The organism is Haloarcula sp. CBA1115 (assembly GCF_000827835.1).
In the GTDB taxonomy this organism is placed as follows: domain Archaea; phylum Halobacteriota; class Halobacteria; order Halobacteriales; family Haloarculaceae; genus Haloarcula; species Haloarcula hispanica.
This window is the reverse complement of the sequence record NZ_CP010529.1, coordinates 2032294-2048242: the sequence shown is the minus strand read 5'-3', so window position 1 is coordinate 2048242 and position 15949 is coordinate 2032294. Positions and strand designations below refer to the sequence as shown.

The following is a 15949-nucleotide window of genomic DNA, read 5'->3' as shown; positions in this document are numbered from 1 at the left end:
GCCGTTCGGTTCGGGCCGTCGACGTGGCAGTATATATAGCGCTGGTGTCCAAACGGGGGTATGCAACTGGGAAGCGGGGTGGTAGACCTGCTGTCGGGACTACCGGCCTGGCAGGGGTTTCTCGTGCTCGTCGGCAGCGGAGTCGCGCTCGCGCTGGTTATCCGCGTCCTCGGCGACCGACTGCTCAGACGGGTCACACCCCATATCGAGGGCGACGTCGACGACATCGTCTTCCGTGGAATCCACACCGCCGTGTACGTCACAGTCGGCCTCGGCGGCGCGTACGCTGGCGCACAGATTTATGACATCCGGCCGGCGGTCGCCGTCTCGCTGGAAGCCGGGACGCTCTCGCTGGTCGTCATCGTCTGGATGGTGATTCTGCTGCGTATCGGCCGCCAGGCATCAACCATCGCGACGGATTCGGCGTACATCGACCGCCAGATGGTCCCTATCCTCCAGAACGTCTGGAGCGCGCTCATCTCCGGCGGCGGCGTCCTCCTCCTACTGGTCCTCTGGGACATCGACGTGACGCCACTGCTTGCCTCGGCGGGGATTATGGGCATCATTGTCGGGCTGGCGGCCCGAGACACGCTGGCGAACTTCTTCGGCTCGCTGTCGCTGTATCTCGACGGGACGTACGCGGTCGGCGATTTCGTCGTTCTGGAGACCGGCGAGCGCGGTCGCGTCGAGGACATCTCTGTCCGCTCGACAGTCATCCGTACTCGCGACGACATCCTCGTTACTGTGCCGAACTCGAAGCTCAACAATGCCGCCATCATCAACGAGTCGACGCCGAGACGCAAGCGCCGGATTCGCGTGCCTGTCGGCGTCGCCTACGGGACGGATATCGACCACGTCGAGGAGATTCTCCTGGAACTAGCCGAGGCCGAAGACCTCGTGCAGGAACGGCCGAATCCGCGGGTCCGATTCCGGGAGTTCGGCGACTCCGCGCTGAACTTCGAGCTCCTGTGCTGGGTCAGCAACCCGGCCCTGACAGCCCGTGCGACCCACGAGCTCAACAGCGCGATCTACAAGCGGTTCCAGGCTGAGGACATCGGAATTCCGTTCCCCCAGCGGTCCATCTCCATCTCGGCCGAGGAGGTTCCGGGCGAACTGTTCGACCAAGCACAGTCGGAAGGCAAAGCCACAGACGACGGCGGCATGGCTGGCAAGTGAGCGCAGGCAAGGTCGCAGGGCTGACCGACTCGGGTGACCGAGAGGTCGAAACGCAGTTACGGTGGCGACGCGTCGGCTCAGGCAATGAGCATACTTGAGGACGCCCGTGCGGCGCTTGCCACCGGGCCGCTGTGTGATTCCTGTCTCGGCCGACTCTTCGCCGACCGGAGTTTCGGGCTGGCCAACGCCGAACGGGGCCACGCCCTGCGGGTGACGGTTGCGCTCGCAGACGACGACCCCTTCGAGGCGGGCGAGGACTGCTGGGTCTGTGAAAACGAATGCGACCGCTTCGACTGGTGGGCCGAACAGGCCGCGAGCGCCGTCCGCGGCTACGAGTTCGACACCTACCAGGTCGGGACGAAGGTGCCGCCACTACTCGAAGAGAACGACGAACTGCTCCGGGAAGACATCGGGCTAGACCCCGACGCCGGCGAAGCGCTGAAGACCGAACTCAACCGCGAGGTCGGAAAACGGATCGGCGACCTGACCGGTGCGGAGGTCGAGTTCGGCCGTCCGGCGGTCCAGCTTACGCTCGACCTCGCGACAGATGAGGTGGAGACCCACGTCAACTCCGCGTTCGTCTACGGCCGCTACCGCAAGCTCGAACGCGATATTCCCCAGACGAAGTGGCCCTGCAACGACTGCAACGGGACCGGACTGTGGCAGGGCGAGCCCTGCGACGGCTGTGGCGGCAGCGGCTACCGCTACGACGAGAGCGTCGAGCAACTGTCCGCGCCCGTCGTCCGCGAGGCGATGGACGGCGAGGAGGCCGTGTTCCACGGCGCCGGCCGCGAGGACGTCGACGCCCGGATGCTCGATTCGGGCCGCCCGTTCGTCATCGAGGTGATGGAACCCCGCAAGCGCGACGTGGACGCCGACGAACTCGAAGCCGACATCAACGCCTTCGCCGATGGGAAGGTCGAGGTGACGGACCTCCACCCGGCGACCCACGAGATGGTCGAGCGCGTCAAGGAACTGGACGCCTCGAAGACCTACCGGATGGACGTGGAGTTCGGCGATGCGGTCGACGCCGAGGCCCTACAGGACGCACTGGTGGAACTGGACGGTGCGACCATCCAGCAGGAGACGCCCCAGCGGGTCACCCACCGCCGGGCCGACATCACCCGGACGCGGACGGTGTACGACGCCGAGGGCGAACTGACCGACGACCGCCACGCCGAACTCCGCATCCACGGCGAGGGCGGCCTGTACGTGAAGGAACTCGTCTCCAGCGACGAGGGGCGCACGGAGCCGAGCCTGGCCGGCCTGCTTGAGACCAACGCCGTGGTGACGGCGCTCGACGTAATCGACGTGCAGGGCGAGGACGAACCGTTCGCGAAAGACGAGTTCCTCAGAGAGTAACGCGCTGGGCCGCCGTCCAATCGGAAGCTGTTTTTGCAGCGCCGTCCAGAGGATAGTCATGCGATTTGGCGTCGATGAGGCCGGGAAAGGGCCGGTTCTGGGGTCGATGTTCGCCGCCGCTGTCCGGGCCGACCCGGCGGCTCTACCCGATGGTGTCGGCGACTCGAAGGACATCAGGCCGGAGCGCCGCGAGCGACTGGCCGGCGACATCCGCGAGTCGGCCGACGCTGTCGGTATCGCCGAGATTCCGGTCGAACGCATCGACGCGGACGGGACGGACATGAACACGCTGACCGTCGACGGGCAGGCAGAGGCGCTATCGGCAGTAGCCCGAGACGGTCTATCGGGCACAGTCGACGCCGGCGACACCGACGCGGCGCGGTTCGGTCGCCGGGTCGCGGACGCGGTCGATACTGACGTGGCGGTGACCGCGGAACACGGCGCAGACGAGACGGACCCACTGGTCGGTGCCGCCTCGATTGTCGCGAAGGTCACCCGCGACGCACACGTCGCGGACCTAGCCGAGGAGTACGGCGATGTGGGGTCGGGCTACCCCAGCGACCCGACGACGCGGGCGTTCCTGGCGGACTACGTCGACCGCCACGGCGAGCTACCGGCGTGTGCTCGCCGCTCGTGGTCGACGTGTGACGACGTGCTGGCGGCGGCAGAACAGGCGTCGCTGGGCGACTTTTGAACGGGTACAGTTCGACAGCGAACGTGGGGTGTGTCAGTCAGAAAGCAAGAGCCGCTCAGTCCTCGTCCAGCACGAGGTTTCGCAGGATATCACCGTAGGCCGGGCGCGTCACGAGTACGCCGATGAGGACGCCCACGATGGTGATAATGGCGAACCCGGAAAGGTCCCCGAGTGGTAGGACCATCAGCGGACTCATCGCCATGATGGTCGTCGCCGCGGCCGCGCCGATGACCCAGAACGCCTTGCGGAAGCGGCTCTGGAACACGCGTCCCGTCTCGACCTCTCCCTGCTGGAGAATCTCGTCAGCGATGATAATGAGGTCGTCCACCCCCGTGCCGATAACCGCAATGAACCCGGCCAGATGCGAGAGGTTCAGCGGATACTGGACGAAGGCGACGAACCCGAGGAGGATGAACACCTCCGACAGCGCCGTGACGACCATCGGGACGACGACCTCAACCCGTTTGTATCGCACGTAGACCACGAGACTGACTGCGAGGACAGCCAGCAATCCGGTCAACAGCGAATTCTGCTTGAACCGCTCTGCAAGCGCCGGGTCGAGCGACGAGCCGGAGTCTTCAGAGAGGTCGAGCGGCGCCGGAAGCTGTCCAGCACGAAGGTTCAGCTCGATTTTATTGGCCGTCTCAGCGGGGTTTTCCGAGCTTCCAGTTTGCATCACGTACACAGGGTCGTTGGCGAACTCGCCACTGGCGAAGCTCTCGCCGAGGCCCGGCGTCACACCCCGGGCTGTGACAACCTCACCGTTTAACGTATGGACCAGACAGCCAGGTTCGTCGTTTGCGAGTGCTGGGTCTGCCGACCCACCGGCAGTCGTTTGCTGAATATCCGAATGGTTGTAGTTTCCACACGGAGCCCCGTCGCCGAACCCGGCATCGACCATTCGTTGTGAGAACTCGTCGGCGGCATCCGGGCTGACTGTGATGTACACAGCCCAACCGACGCCTTCCCTGTCCGCAGCCGAGATATCACTCATCTGAGACCGCTTGAGCACTTCTTCGCGGACGAAGGTCCCGTTTTCACCGCCGGGATACACGGCGTATATTTTGACGGTCCCGCGCTCGTTCAGCAGGTCGACGAGCTCTTCTCGGTCCCGGTCTGGGGCAGTAATACTGACGAAGTGTTGGCCACCGGGAACGTTGACGATCTGGACTGACGCACCGCTGAGCGCTGAGGTCCGGAGTTTCTCGTCAACAGCTTCGACCATCTGTTGACGCGTCTCCGGGGTCACGCCGTCACGTACGGTAGTCGGCTGATACCCGTTGTTCTCGAGTGCCGTTCGGAGTTCTTGATGCGTGACGTTCTTTGTAACGACCTCCACAGCCCCCGTGCTTCGCTCGGAGGTGATAGGTCGGACTCGGACGTCTACCGTGTCGAGGTCAAGTTCGTCGGCCACTGTTTGCTCAAGCTGTGTCGAATCCGCCTGTGTCACGTTGACGTTCTCGGCAGTGATGCCGACGATAGGGGCGCGAAGTCGGGTTCCGCCACTGAGCTGAATACCGTAGTTGAGGTTTGTCAACTGTTCGGCTTCGCCCGCTTCTGGGGCAGATTCGTCGGTCGGTCCATCGGCACTCGTTCCCGGCGGGACACCGGGAACGAATAGCGCGATAGCACTGGTCAGGAGAAGCACGACCAGTAGAGCGACTCGCCAATTTTCTCGAAGAGTACTCATCGGTTTACCCCCTCATATTTGTACCAGCGAAGCAGCGTAACGTTGAGTAAATACGTATTCATTAGGTCTGCCGTCAGTCCGAGAACCAGTATCAGACCGATATCGGCCATCAGGCCAATCCCGAATAGTGTCGCTGTGACCGCCATCACGGTCATCGCTGCAATAGACGTTAATGTCATCGTCACACCGGTTCGCATCGCACGGTACGTCGATTCGTAAAACCCGCCTGAACGTCTGAGAACATGGTTATTCAACAGAATATCCGAGTCGACAGAGTACCCGATCAGCATGAGGAACGCTGCGACGATTCCCAGTGAAAGCTTGATTCCAAGGAGGTTCATTATCGCGAGCGGAATCATGATGTCGGAAAACGCCGAAATAACAATGGCGATACTCGGGACGAATGTACGGAAGAAGGCGAAGGCGAGCAGGCTCATCCCGAGGAACGCAACTCCGACACCGATGACTGCGAGACGCTGGTTTTGCCCGCCAAACAGCGGCGATGTCGTTCCGCTCCCCAACAGCGTCAGTTCCTCTGCCGACTGGGCAGCGGACCGAACCGAAGACACGTTGGCCGAATTATCGAACGTGACGACATATTGATTCTCGTAGGTGGATTCCGAAGTCGTCGTGATACCCTGCACCGAAACAACCGGCTCATCGAATGTGGCTTTGATGTCTTCGTTTGTGAGCGTCGCGTTTGTCCCTATCGTTAATTCCGTCCCGCCAGTAAAGTCGATGCCCCGGTCGACTGGTGCCCCGGTGACAGCCCACCAGCCACCGATGACCGCGAGCGAGAGCGCAAGCACCACCAGCGGAACCGCCACCAGCTGGCGGTTCGAATACTGGGTGTAATCGACTTCCGGGACCTCGAACTCGAACATGACGGAACGGTGTGAGACGGGGGCGAATAAGCCTTCTCAATCACTGCCGCTGACATCCGCCGTGCCGTACATCTATGGCAGTTTATCACGTATATCCGACTATGCCCGAGAGCGCAACCAGGGTCGAACTTTCCTATCCGGCGGACCTCAGCGGCTGGGGTCGCGACAAAATCGACGGCTCGCCGTTCCGCGCGTACCTCCGGAAGACACACGACACCGCCACACCGGGCGACGTGTGGACAGAGTTTGTCGGCGTTGGCTGCTGTGGCGACACGCTGGACTTCCCGCTCCAGGTCGAATCCGTCGACGGCGGCTCCGCGGTGATCGAAGACACCGCGTTCGTCTACACCGAGCGCGAGGCCTGCGGAATCGCCGGCGGCTGGCAGGTCCAGAGCGCCGCCGGACCGACCGAATAGGAAACTGGAGCGGACGAGAGAACGCGTCAGTCCGGCAGGTAACGCACGCTGACGACGCCCTCTGCCGTCCGAACCTCGACGCGGTCGACGCCGAGCCTGGCCGCCCGCGAGAGGGTGGCCTCGTCGTCGACGACATCCGCCGCCGCCTCGTCCGTCTCGTCGTCCGGAACCGTCAGGACGTGAACCTCGCCCTCGCCGGCGCGTTCGACCGTCGTTAGCTCGCCGGGGGCCTGTTCGGCCGCGATTTCGGTCGTCTGCGCCGTCGGCGCGAGGTCGACCGTCTCGACGGGAATGCGTCGCCGCTCGGCGACTTCAGTGACGGTGTACGTGACCTCCATCGGCGGCTCCGGCTCGACTGTCCCCTCCACGACCTCGCCGGCCTCGACGCCGGGGTTGTCCGACAGTGTCAGCACTTGCGAGTCCGCGACGTTCCGAAGCGTCGCCGACGCGTCATCAGCATTCGTGACCAGAAATGTCCCTTCAGTGGCTGTCATAGAGATACGTTCGGCACGGGCGTTCTTGCCCGTTTCGACCCGGGGACGGACTGCAGTGTCGCCCCGTGGCAGTGGGCCGGCAGCGCTACTTCAGCAGCCGGTGGGTCAGATAGATCACCAGCGTCGCGAGCAGCGGCGGGGCCAGGCCCGCAAGCGGGGGCAGCGAGTAGAAGAACCCGACGACGGCGCTCTGTGTCGGCTCGCGAAGTTCCGCCGGCGCTGAGGTCAACAGCGCGAGGTATATCGACCCGATGAACAGGAACGCCGAGAGCGCGAGGGCGCGGTCGTAGGCGACCGAGGACGCGGTCCGTCGGTGGCGGCGCGCGACGGAGAGCACTGGGGCCAGCAGCGGCGCGACCAGCAACAGTCCGATGAACAGGAAGAAGCTCCGCGAAAAGGTGAACGTGCCGCCGCGGACGCTCCCGGTTTCGGCGAGTTGCGTTATCAGTCCGAACGAGAACACGAGCGTAATCGCCACAGACAGCAACAGCGCAACCGGGACGTAGGCTTTGAACAGCAGCGAGTCGCTGGCCCGGAACGCGTATGGGAACGCACCCGGCAGGCCGTTGTACGGTTCGGGCCGGTCGTCGTCGGCGTCGGCTGTGACGGACTGCTCTGCCGTCGCGTCTGTCATGCCGATGGGTTAGGCGAGCGCGTGGTTAAGCGCGGTGTTGTCCGACCGGCGGTGAGAGCGGACCCGCGTCCGCTACCCACCGCCTCCTTCGGGAGTTGTTTGTACCCGCCCGTCGACACCCCGAGTATGCACGTCGATATCGGAGCCGCGCTTGCCAGTGCCGCCGACCCGGGCGTCGAGCGGGCGACACTTGACGACCTGGACGAGCGGGTGGCCGCGGCCCACGAGCGAATCGAGCAGGGACGGGAGGAGGGCGAGTTCGGCTACGCGTCGCTGAACCTCCCCGAAGCAACCGACGCCGAGACCATCCGCGACGCCGTCGCGCCAGTCGCCGACGCCGAGTCAGTCATCACCGTCGGTATCGGTGGCTCCGCGCTGGGGGCGAAAACCATCACGGAGGCACTGGCAGAGGACCCGGGCAGTCACGTCGTGCTGGACAACGTCGACCCGGAGCACGTCCGGCGGACGCTCGACGGCCTCTCCCTCGCCGACACAGCCATCAACGTCGTCTCGCGTTCTGGGACGACGGCGGAGACGCTGGCGAACTTCCTCGTCGTCCGCGAGGCCTACGAGGACCGGGGCGTCGACTGGACCGAGCGCATCGTCGTGACCACGGGCGAGTCCGGCCCGCTCCGGGCGCTCGCTGACCAGCACGACCTGCCGACGCTGCCGGTCCCCGAGGGCGTCCCCGGCCGCTTCAGCGCGCTCTCGGCGGTCGGGCTCGTCCCGCCAGCCATCCTCGGCATCGACATCGAGGGGCTGCTTGCCGGCGGTCAGCAGGCGGCTGACGACCTCGCGCCGTCGCTGTATGACTCGCCGGCCTACGCCTACGGCGCGATGGCCTACGCACTCGAAGAGGAGGGCGCGAAAGTCAACGCATTCATGCCCTACGCCGAGCGGCTGGAGTCCTTCGGCGAGTGGTTCGCACAGCTCTGGGCCGAGAGCCTGGGCAAGGACGGGCGGGGCCAGACGCCGGCGCGGGCGCTGGGCGCGACCGACCAGCACTCCCAGCTCCAGCTGTACCGCGCCGGCCACCGCGACAAGGTCGTCACGTTCGTCCGACCGCGCGAGCGCGCCGACGTGGCGATTCCCGACCCGGACCACGATGACCTCTCGTATCTCGCCGGAACCGACCTCGGCGGCCTCATCGACGCCGAGTACGAAGCGACGGTGGCGAGCCTGCCGGCGGCTGACCGGCCGGCGCTGGAAGTAGAGATCGACCGACTCGACGCAGAGAGCGTCGGCGAACTGCTGTACGCGATGGAGGCGGCCTGCGTCCTCGTCGGCGAACTCGCGGACGTGGAGACATTCACCCAGCCGGCCGTCGAGTGGGGCAAAAACGCCACGCGGGCGCTCATCCGCGGCGAAACGACGGACGAGACGGCGGTTATCGACGAGCGCGAGCGGCTGCGGATCGGCGAAACGGAGTCCCTTTAGGCCGGCGCAACGGACTGCCGATAATGGACGACACTGCCGCGAACTGGGGTGTTCTCGCCGCTGGCCTCGGTCTCGTCGTACTCGTCGCCACGGAAACCGGCGTCGTTAGCTGGATGACACCGGCGACGACGGTCGGCCCGGTCACCGCCCGACAGATAGCCGTCGCCGGCTTCGTCGTCGCGGCGCTCGCCTTCTCACTCGTCCGTCACGGCGCACTCGACCGCCGACAGGCGGGCCTGGGCGCGACGGGCGCAAGCGTCGTCGCAACGCTCGCGACGCTCGTCGCCTTCTTCGGACCGGAGTTCCGTACCGGCGTCGAAGCGACCGTCGGAATCGCCGTGTATCTCACGGTGCTGGCCGGCTGCGTGACGATTGCGCTGGGTTGGGCGCTGGCGTCCGACGTGCCGAACGACCGGCTGTACACGGTCGCCAGAGCGCTCTCGGTCGCGACAGGAATCGGGCTGGCCGGCTTCCTCGTGGGCACGCTGTTCGCCCAGTTCGTCGTGCTCGGAGCCGCGGCCGCAGGGCTTGTCAGCGCCGCGGCGCTCGACGGCGGAACCGTCACCGGCCCAGTGTACATCACACTCACTATCGGTATCGGCGTCGGTTTCGTTGGTTTCGGGGCGGCCGTCGCCAACCGGCTAGACCGGACCTGGGCTGATCTCGATTTGCGGCGACCCAGTCTCCGCGACGTTGGCTACGGCGTCGGCGGCGTCGTCGTCCTCATGGTCGCGCTGTTTGGCTTCAGTTACCTCATTCAGGCGCTCGGACTCGAAGCGGCTCGGAGCAGCGTCGAAGAGCTAGCCAACAGAGACCCGTCGTTCCTGCTTGTGATGGTGCCGCTGGCGTTTCTCACTATCGCGCCGAGCGAGGAGTTCATCTACCGAAACATCATCCAGAAGTACCTCTACGACGATTTCAGTGATCTGCAGGCGATTATACTCACGAGCGCCGTCTTCGGCGTCGTCCACTTCGGACAGTACGCCGCTGGCACGCCGACACAGACCGCCCTCTCGCTGTTACTGGTGTTCGTCCTGTCGACGCTGCTGGGCCTCAGCTATCTCAAGACCGAGAACCTGCTCGTCCCGATCTTCATCCACGGGGCGTTCAACGCCATCCAGTTTCTCACATTGTACATCGAGATTACAGGAAATCCGGCAGTTTGAGCCGTCTGACTGCTGTCTGACGGGTATTTATGCGAACTACCGTTGTAGGCGATGGCATGGCTCGGCGGTTCACCATCGTCTGTGATGACGACCAAGCGCGGATCATCGAAACGCTTGCGCGGCGCTACGGCATCACAGAGGAGGAAGTGCTTTCACAGTTGGTCGAGCTCGGACTCGAAGCCCGGGACGAACAGACCGTCTAAGCCGGGTTCTTCCGCGATAGTGAGCTGCCACAGATGGGACAGCGGTCGCGGTTCTCGTCGAACTCACGGCCGCAGCCGGCACACTGGAACAGCCAGTCCCGCTGTTCGGTGATACCGTCGCGGGCGATTACCTCGACGCTCACGTCGAGTTTCTCCGCGACGTTCTGCATCGCGTAGTCGTCTGTGACGAGTCGACTGTCGAGTTCGAACGCGGCCGCGATCAGCCGGATGTCGGTTTCCGAGAGTTCCGCGAGGTCACCGGTTTCGCTGGCAGCGCGCTCGATGCGCTCGACGGTGTTGTCCTCGGGAATGTGGAGGTGCATGCCCGAGCCTTCGAGGGCGTCGAAGCGATAGGCGGCCTCGTCTTCCAGTTCCTCTCTGACGAGCGGAATCGTTGCGATCTGCTCGTCGGTGTGATACTCGTTGATAAATGCCGAGGAGTCAAGAACGTACATCTAGCGTTTGACGATCATGTGGTCTTTCACCGCCTTGACCCGCTCAACCGGGACAAGCAGGCGGCCCTGGTCACTGTACTCGAAGTTCGTGTTGCGGAGCGACTCCGCAGGGTCGATAACGAGGTTGTGCAGCGCGCCCGACGAAAAGTCCATCGTGATGTTGTAGAGACTGCCGATCTCCGCGCCGTCAGTCCCCATCACGTCTTTCCCCGACAGGTTTTCTGCGAGTATTGCAGCCATACCCCCTTGTTCCGAACGAGGTTACATAAACGCCACGGGGATGTCCGACAGGTGAGCGGCGATGGGGACGGATGGATACCAGTATCGGCGGCCATGGTGCCGTCCTCGACCGTCCCACGCCCCGGAACATCTACAGCGAGCCACAACCCTATGCGAGAGGCGGCCGATGGGGACGTATGGACAGTAACAGGCGGCAGTTTCTCGGGGGCCTCGCGGCCGCCGTCATCGGTACCGTGGCAGGCTGTAGTGGCGACGGAACACCGTCACCGACAGCCACCGCCACAGAAGTGCCGACTCGAACTGCGACGGCAACTGAAACGGCGACACCGACTCCGACTGAGTCGCCGACACCGACTGCTACGGCCGCCCCGACCGAGACAGCGACGCCCACGCCGACCGGAACGCCGGTGGACGCCGACCAGGAAGTCGCCGTCGCGCCGGGAAGCTTCAGTTTCGATCCGGAAACCTTCGAGGTCCCGGCCGGTAGCACCGTTCTGTGGGTCTGGAAGGCCGGCGGCCACAACGTCAAACCGACCGCGACGCCGGAAGACAGCGACTGGTCGGGGACGCCCGGCGACGATGGGACGACGTACAGTTCGGGCTACGAGTACGCCTATCGGTTCGAGGTCCCCGGCGAGTACGAGTACCACTGCGTCCCCCACCAGAGCGTCGGCATGACGGGGTCGTTCACTGTAACCGAGTGACGCCCGCTTAGCCCTACGTTCGGTCGCGCGCGTCTGATGACGACGAACTTAACTGCCACCGACGACTCGGTTCTGACAACTTCTGGAGCCATCTATGTCTGACACGGACCCCACCACAGCCACCGACGACACCCTGCGGACGCCCATCGTCGCCGTTTTGGGCCACGTCGACCACGGGAAGACGAGCCTGCTCGACAAGATCCGCGGTTCGGCCGTCACCGCCGGCGAATCGGGCGCGATTACGCAGCACATCGGCGCGACAGCCGTCCCACTGGACGTGATTTCCGAAATCGCCGGTGACCTGGTCGACCCGACTGACTTCGACCTGCCCGGCCTGCTGTTCATCGACACACCGGGCCACCACTCCTTCTCGACGCTTCGCTCCCGGGCGGCGCGCTCGCCGACATTGCCATCCTCGTCGTCGACGTCAACGACGGCTTCCAGCCACAGACGCTGGAGGCCATCGACATCCTCAAGCGAACCCAGACGCCGTTTATCGTCGCCGCGAACAAGATTGACACCGTCCCCGGCTGGAACCCCAACGAGGGACAGCCGGTCCAGCAGACGATGGACGCCCAGTCCGACCGCGTCCAGTCCGACCTCAACGAGAAGCTGTACGAGATCATCGGCGAACTCTCGGACAACGGCTTCTCCGCGGATATGTACTGGCGGGTCCAGAACTTCCAGGCTAACATCGGCGTCGTGCCGGTCTCGGCCGAAACCAGCGAGGGCATCCCCGACCTGCTGACGGTGATGATGGGGCTGTCCCAGCGGTACATGAAAGAGGAGATGGAGATCGACACCAGCGGTCCCGGTGTCGGGACCGTCCTCGAAGTGAAAGACACCCAGGGCTTCGGGACGACGCTCGACGCCATCATCTACGACGGGACCATCCGCAACGACGACACCATCGTGGTCGGCGGCCTTCAAGGGCCAATTGTCACTGACGTCCGCGCGCTGCTCCGGCCACGCCCGCTCGAAGAGATCCGGACCGAACAGGAGTTCGAACAGGTCGAGCAGGTCGCCGCCGCCGACGGCGTCAAGATCGCCGCGCCGGACCTCGGCGACGCGATGGCCGGTGCGCCGATCCGCGTCATCCGCGACCGCGACCGCAGCGAGGTCATCGCCGAGGTGGAGGAGGAACTCGCCGAGATCGAGGTGACGACCCAAGAAGAAGGGGTCGTCATCAAGGCCGACACGCTGGGCTCGCTGGAGGCGCTTTCAAGCACCCTCGAAGAGGAAGAGATCCCCGTCATGCGCGCCGAGGTCGGCGCGGTCGCACCGCGGGACGTGCGAGTCGCCGAAACGGCCGGCGAGCCGACCAATCAGGCGATTCTGGCCTTCAGCGTCGAAGTGCTCGACGACGCTCGGGACCTCGCCGAACAGGAGGACGTGGAGCTGTTCGAGGACGACGTCATCTACCAGCTCGTCGAGTCCTACGACGACCACGTCACCGCCATCGAGGAGGCCCAGCAGGAGCAGATTCTGGAGAACATCACCCGCCCGGCGAAGTTCCGGATTCTGCAGGACCACACGTTCCGCCAGTCAGACCCCGCCGTCGTCGGCGTCGAAATCCTCTCCGGTGAACTCCGCCGGAACGTCAACGTCGTCAGATGGGAGAACGGCGAGGCAAACCGCGTCGGGACCCTCAAAACGATTCAGGACGAGGGCGAAGACGTCGACTCGGCCCGCGCCGGCGAGCGCATGGCCGTCTCCATTCAGGGGCCGACCGTCGGCCGCCAGGTCGAGGAAGGCGACGACCTCTGGGTCGAAATCCCCGAAAAGCACGCAAAGATTCTCGAACAGGAACTCAAGGAAGACATCTCCGTCGACGAGCGCGAGGCGCTGTCGATGTATCTGGAGAAACACCGGAATCGCGACCCCTTCTGGGGCAAATAGGCGGTACTCGGTGCGCTGTTTGCGCGAGTAATAATATTTAATTAGGAGGCGTGTCTCCATACAGACACGAATGCCTGGGTCCCTGTCGATGCCTGACCTCGTGCTTGCCAGCATCGCCCTCTCGATGCTACTGGCGTCGCTCGGTGCCGTCGTCACCTCGCTTAGTTTCGTCACGGCGCTGAGTGCCGGCAGCCTCCCAGCGACCGGCTCCATCGGCTACGCGCTGTTTTATGACCCGCCGGTCACCAGCGGCGGTCGGGCTTGATATCAGCGACTACGCGTCACCACGACTGTGCTGCAGAAAACTGAGAGCAGCGACTGTTACTGCGCCGTCGGCGAGGTGTCGTCGCCCATCACTTGCTTGACCTGCAGGGCCGCAGAGGCGGCGATGCCCTGAGCGAGGTCGTCGCGTTCGGCGTCGGAGATGCTCGCACTCTCCGGGTCCTCGGGCGTGTAGTCGGCGCTGACGACCGATCCGACGGGCGGCTGGACCGCGATTGTGGCCCGCGGTCCAGTCGTGCTGTTGCTGATCTCCGAGCCGACGACGAACTCGCCGGGCAGGAGTTCGCGGGTCCGTGCGGCGACGCTCGAGAGGTCCCGGCGGAGCTCCTCGCGCTGTTCCGCGGTCAGCGTCACTTCTTCCGTCTCCCCACCAAACGACGTATTACCGTACATGAACGTTCTCTGTCTCTATGGGGGGGAAGACTAAAAACCCAGGGTCGAACACAGTTCTGACCGGAACCGTCGGTGCAACGCCGCTTACACGACGGGGTGGCTCTCGCCGTAGGTGGCGAGCACGACGGCGCTGGCGTATTGGGCATCGTCAGTCGCCGACTCGACGTACACGTTCTCCTCGACGAACTCCCAGTCCCGGAGGTCCCGGCCGGCGGCCAGTCCTTCGCGGATTTCCATCCGGACCGCGTCCTCGCTGCCCCCGTCGACCTCGTAGAAGATGCCCGGCCCGTCCTCGCTGCGGGCCCAGCCGATACCAGCGGCCACGCTCTCACCAGGCTCGGCTGTCGCCGAGGACTGGACGACCTCTAGCGCTTCGCCGGGCGGCCCCAGATCCGGTGCCGTCCCTGTCACCTCGATAGCCGGCTCGGTAGGAATGACCGACGAGAGCGAGATGAGGTTGTAGTTGTGGACGCCCGCCTCGGCGAGTGCCGCGTCGTACGCGGCCAGTGCGGTCGGGCCGGTCGCAGTCCCCCACACGACCCGGATGGTACTCATAGGCGATTCTCGACGGTCCGCGGGGTAAGGGGTTTCGCTTCGTTATGCCGGAACGAGTCTGTAGCACATTCCCGGTCGGTTCGGGTCGCCCTCGGCCGCACGCTCCGCGTAGTAGATGGCGTCGGCGGTCACCAGCGGAGCACTCGTCACATGGCCGCGGTTGTCGGTGGTCCAGGCCACTGCACCGGTGTCCCGCTCCAGCGCGTACAGTCGCCCGTCGTAGGACCCGACGAGGACGTGGTCTCGGGTGGCGACAACGCTCCCGATAATCCACCCGCCAGTGTCGTAGCGCCACTGCTCCTCGCCGCTTTCGAGGTCGAGCGCGTACACCCGGTCGTCGTGGCTGCCGACGTAGACGGTGCCGTCGTGGACCGCCGGCGCACACATCACGTCGGCGTCGGCCTCGAAGGTCCACTGCTCCGAGCCGTCGGTCACGTCGACGGCGGTGACCGTCTCGGCCCACGACGGCACGATGGCTGTCCCGTCAGCGACGGCGAGAGGGGCTTTCACGTCGCCGCCGGTGTCGTACCGCCACACCTGTTCCAGGCCCGGGAACGACCACGCGTAGCAGTAGCCGTCGTTCGAGCCAAACAGCAGACGACCGTGTTCGCGGTCCAGCGCCACCGTCGAGTGCGGATGGTCGGTCGGCCGACTGTCCCGCCACTGCACGTCGCCGGTCGCGGCGTTCACCGCGACGACGCTCCCGCTCGGTGCGGCGTGTTCGACGGCGACGTACAGCGACCCGTTGTAGTAGGTCGGACTTGCGCCGATGGCATCACCGAGTTCCGTCCGCCAGCGCCGCTTTCCGGTTTCGAGGTCCAGCGCCGACAGCGCGCCGTCGTAGGCCCCGATGTAGACGGTGTCGTTGGCGATGGCCGGCGTGCCGTGGCTCCCGCGCGTCGCCTGCGTGATGGTCGTCGCCCACTGGACCTCGCCATCAGGTGCGATGGCCCGCACGCGGCCGGTATCGTCGGCCAGAATCAGGTCGCCAGTCGGTGCCAGCGCGGGACTCCCCTTTGCCGCGGTGTGGTCCCCGCGGTTGGCCGGGAGTTCCCAGGCCCGCTCGACAGCGTCCGGAACCGATACGTCCTGATACCCCTGGTTCAGGAGCCCCTGCCGGAACTGCGTGGCAGCGTGTTCGTCAAGCGCCGTCGACGCGAGCGGATTGAACTGTGACTGACACCCCGCGACCGACCCGACCGTCGTTGCCGCGAGCGTCCGCAAAAACGCCCGCCGCGTCCGTCCGCGCTCTGTCACGGGCGCTG

18 protein-coding genes and 1 pseudogene are annotated in these 15949 nt (G+C 65.0%); 10 read left to right on the top strand and 9 right to left on the bottom strand.

The features are described 5' to 3' along the window. Positions 1-60: 60 nt before the first annotated feature. The 3 genes from SG26_RS10220 to rnhB all read left to right on the top strand — a co-directional run bounded on the left by SG26_RS10220 (position 61) and on the right by rnhB (position 3232). Positions 61-1176: a mechanosensitive ion channel family protein gene (locus SG26_RS10220; RefSeq protein ID WP_050037517.1), complete on the top strand. Its 1116-nt coding sequence runs from the start codon at positions 61-63 to the stop codon at positions 1174-1176. An 84-nt stretch (positions 1177-1260) separates the two neighbouring features. Then, entirely contained in the window at positions 1261-2538 is a 1278-nt protein-coding gene (locus tag SG26_RS10215) for a tRNA pseudouridine(54/55) synthase Pus10 (protein WP_050037516.1), read from the top strand. 58 nt (positions 2539-2596) lie between these two features. Then, positions 2597-3232, top strand: a complete 636-nt coding sequence (rnhB, locus tag SG26_RS10210; RefSeq protein ID WP_050037515.1) for a ribonuclease HII — start codon at positions 2597-2599, stop codon at positions 3230-3232. Positions 3233-3287: 55 nt separating this feature from the next. On the opposite strand, the gene SG26_RS10205 is transcribed toward rnhB, so the two are convergent. Then, positions 3288-4922, bottom strand: coding sequence for a preprotein translocase subunit SecD (locus SG26_RS10205; RefSeq protein ID WP_014039449.1), 1635 nt, complete (start codon positions 4920-4922; stop codon positions 3288-3290). Beyond that, positions 4919-5806, bottom strand: a complete 888-nt coding sequence (secF, locus tag SG26_RS10200; RefSeq protein WP_014039448.1) for a protein translocase subunit SecF — start codon at positions 5804-5806, stop codon at positions 4919-4921. The genes SG26_RS10205 and secF overlap by 4 nt, the downstream gene beginning before the upstream one ends. A gap of 101 nt (positions 5807-5907) precedes the next feature. On the opposite strand from secF, the gene SG26_RS10195 reads away from it, so the two are divergent. Beyond that, entirely contained in the window at positions 5908-6222 is a 315-nt protein-coding gene (locus SG26_RS10195; protein WP_050037514.1) for a hypothetical protein, read from the top strand. Positions 6223-6248: 26 nt separating this feature from the next. On the opposite strand, the gene SG26_RS10190 is transcribed toward SG26_RS10195, so the two are convergent. Beyond that, positions 6249-6716, bottom strand: a complete 468-nt coding sequence (locus tag SG26_RS10190; RefSeq protein ID WP_014039446.1) for a DUF5812 family protein — start codon at positions 6714-6716, stop codon at positions 6249-6251. An 85-nt stretch (positions 6717-6801) separates the two neighbouring features. Further along, entirely contained in the window at positions 6802-7350 is a 549-nt protein-coding gene (locus SG26_RS10185) for a hypothetical protein (RefSeq protein ID WP_014039445.1), read from the bottom strand. Positions 7351-7476: 126 nt separating this feature from the next. On the opposite strand from SG26_RS10185, the gene SG26_RS10180 reads away from it, so the two are divergent. The 3 genes from SG26_RS10180 to SG26_RS10170 are packed head-to-tail and all read left to right on the top strand — an operon-like array spanning position 7477 to position 10156. Next, a complete protein-coding gene (locus tag SG26_RS10180) occupies positions 7477-8787 on the top strand; it encodes a hypothetical protein (RefSeq protein ID WP_050037513.1) in 1311 nt (436 codons plus the stop codon). A gap of 23 nt (positions 8788-8810) precedes the next feature. Next, positions 8811-9953 carry a CPBP family intramembrane glutamic endopeptidase gene (locus SG26_RS10175; RefSeq protein WP_050037512.1) on the top strand — a complete coding sequence of 381 codons (1143 nt, stop codon included), beginning with the start codon at positions 8811-8813 and terminating at the stop codon, positions 9951-9953. A gap of 56 nt (positions 9954-10009) precedes the next feature. After that, positions 10010-10156: a CopG family transcriptional regulator gene (locus SG26_RS10170; RefSeq protein ID WP_050007795.1), complete on the top strand. Its 147-nt coding sequence runs from the start codon at positions 10010-10012 to the stop codon at positions 10154-10156. On the opposite strand, the gene SG26_RS10165 is transcribed toward SG26_RS10170, so the two are convergent. Further along, positions 10153-10611, bottom strand: coding sequence for an NOB1 family endonuclease (locus tag SG26_RS10165; protein ID WP_014039441.1), 459 nt, complete (start codon positions 10609-10611; stop codon positions 10153-10155). The genes SG26_RS10170 and SG26_RS10165 overlap by 4 nt on opposite strands. After that, a complete protein-coding gene (locus SG26_RS10160) occupies positions 10612-10851 on the bottom strand; it encodes a PRC-barrel domain-containing protein (protein WP_004518435.1) in 240 nt (79 codons plus the stop codon). A 176-nt stretch (positions 10852-11027) separates the two neighbouring features. On the opposite strand from SG26_RS10160, the gene SG26_RS10155 reads away from it, so the two are divergent. The 3 genes and pseudogenes from SG26_RS10155 (at position 11028) to SG26_RS10145 (ending at position 13719) form a co-directional block, all read left to right on the top strand. Continuing rightward, complete coding sequence (locus SG26_RS10155) at positions 11028-11555, top strand: plastocyanin/azurin family copper-binding protein (protein ID WP_050037511.1); 528 nt, start codon at positions 11028-11030, stop codon at positions 11553-11555. Positions 11556-11649: 94 nt separating this feature from the next. Then, positions 11650-13454, top strand: a pseudogene (infB, locus tag SG26_RS10150) (translation initiation factor IF-2). Positions 13455-13524: 70 nt separating this feature from the next. Next, positions 13525-13719, top strand: a complete 195-nt coding sequence (locus tag SG26_RS10145; protein ID WP_050037510.1) for a hypothetical protein — start codon at positions 13525-13527, stop codon at positions 13717-13719. 56 nt (positions 13720-13775) lie between these two features. Here SG26_RS10145 and SG26_RS10140 read toward each other — a convergent pair whose 3' ends face one another. The 3 genes from SG26_RS10140 to SG26_RS10130 all read right to left on the bottom strand — a co-directional run bounded on the left by SG26_RS10140 (position 13776) and on the right by SG26_RS10130 (position 15941). Next, complete coding sequence (locus SG26_RS10140) at positions 13776-14129, bottom strand: DUF5811 family protein (protein ID WP_004518427.1); 354 nt, start codon at positions 14127-14129, stop codon at positions 13776-13778. A gap of 84 nt (positions 14130-14213) precedes the next feature. Beyond that, complete coding sequence (locus SG26_RS10135) at positions 14214-14684, bottom strand: pyruvoyl-dependent arginine decarboxylase (RefSeq protein ID WP_050037509.1); 471 nt, start codon at positions 14682-14684, stop codon at positions 14214-14216. A gap of 42 nt (positions 14685-14726) precedes the next feature. Next, complete coding sequence (locus tag SG26_RS10130; protein WP_050037508.1) at positions 14727-15941, bottom strand: PQQ-binding-like beta-propeller repeat protein; 1215 nt, start codon at positions 15939-15941, stop codon at positions 14727-14729. Between the last annotated feature and the right edge of the window lie 8 nt (positions 15942-15949).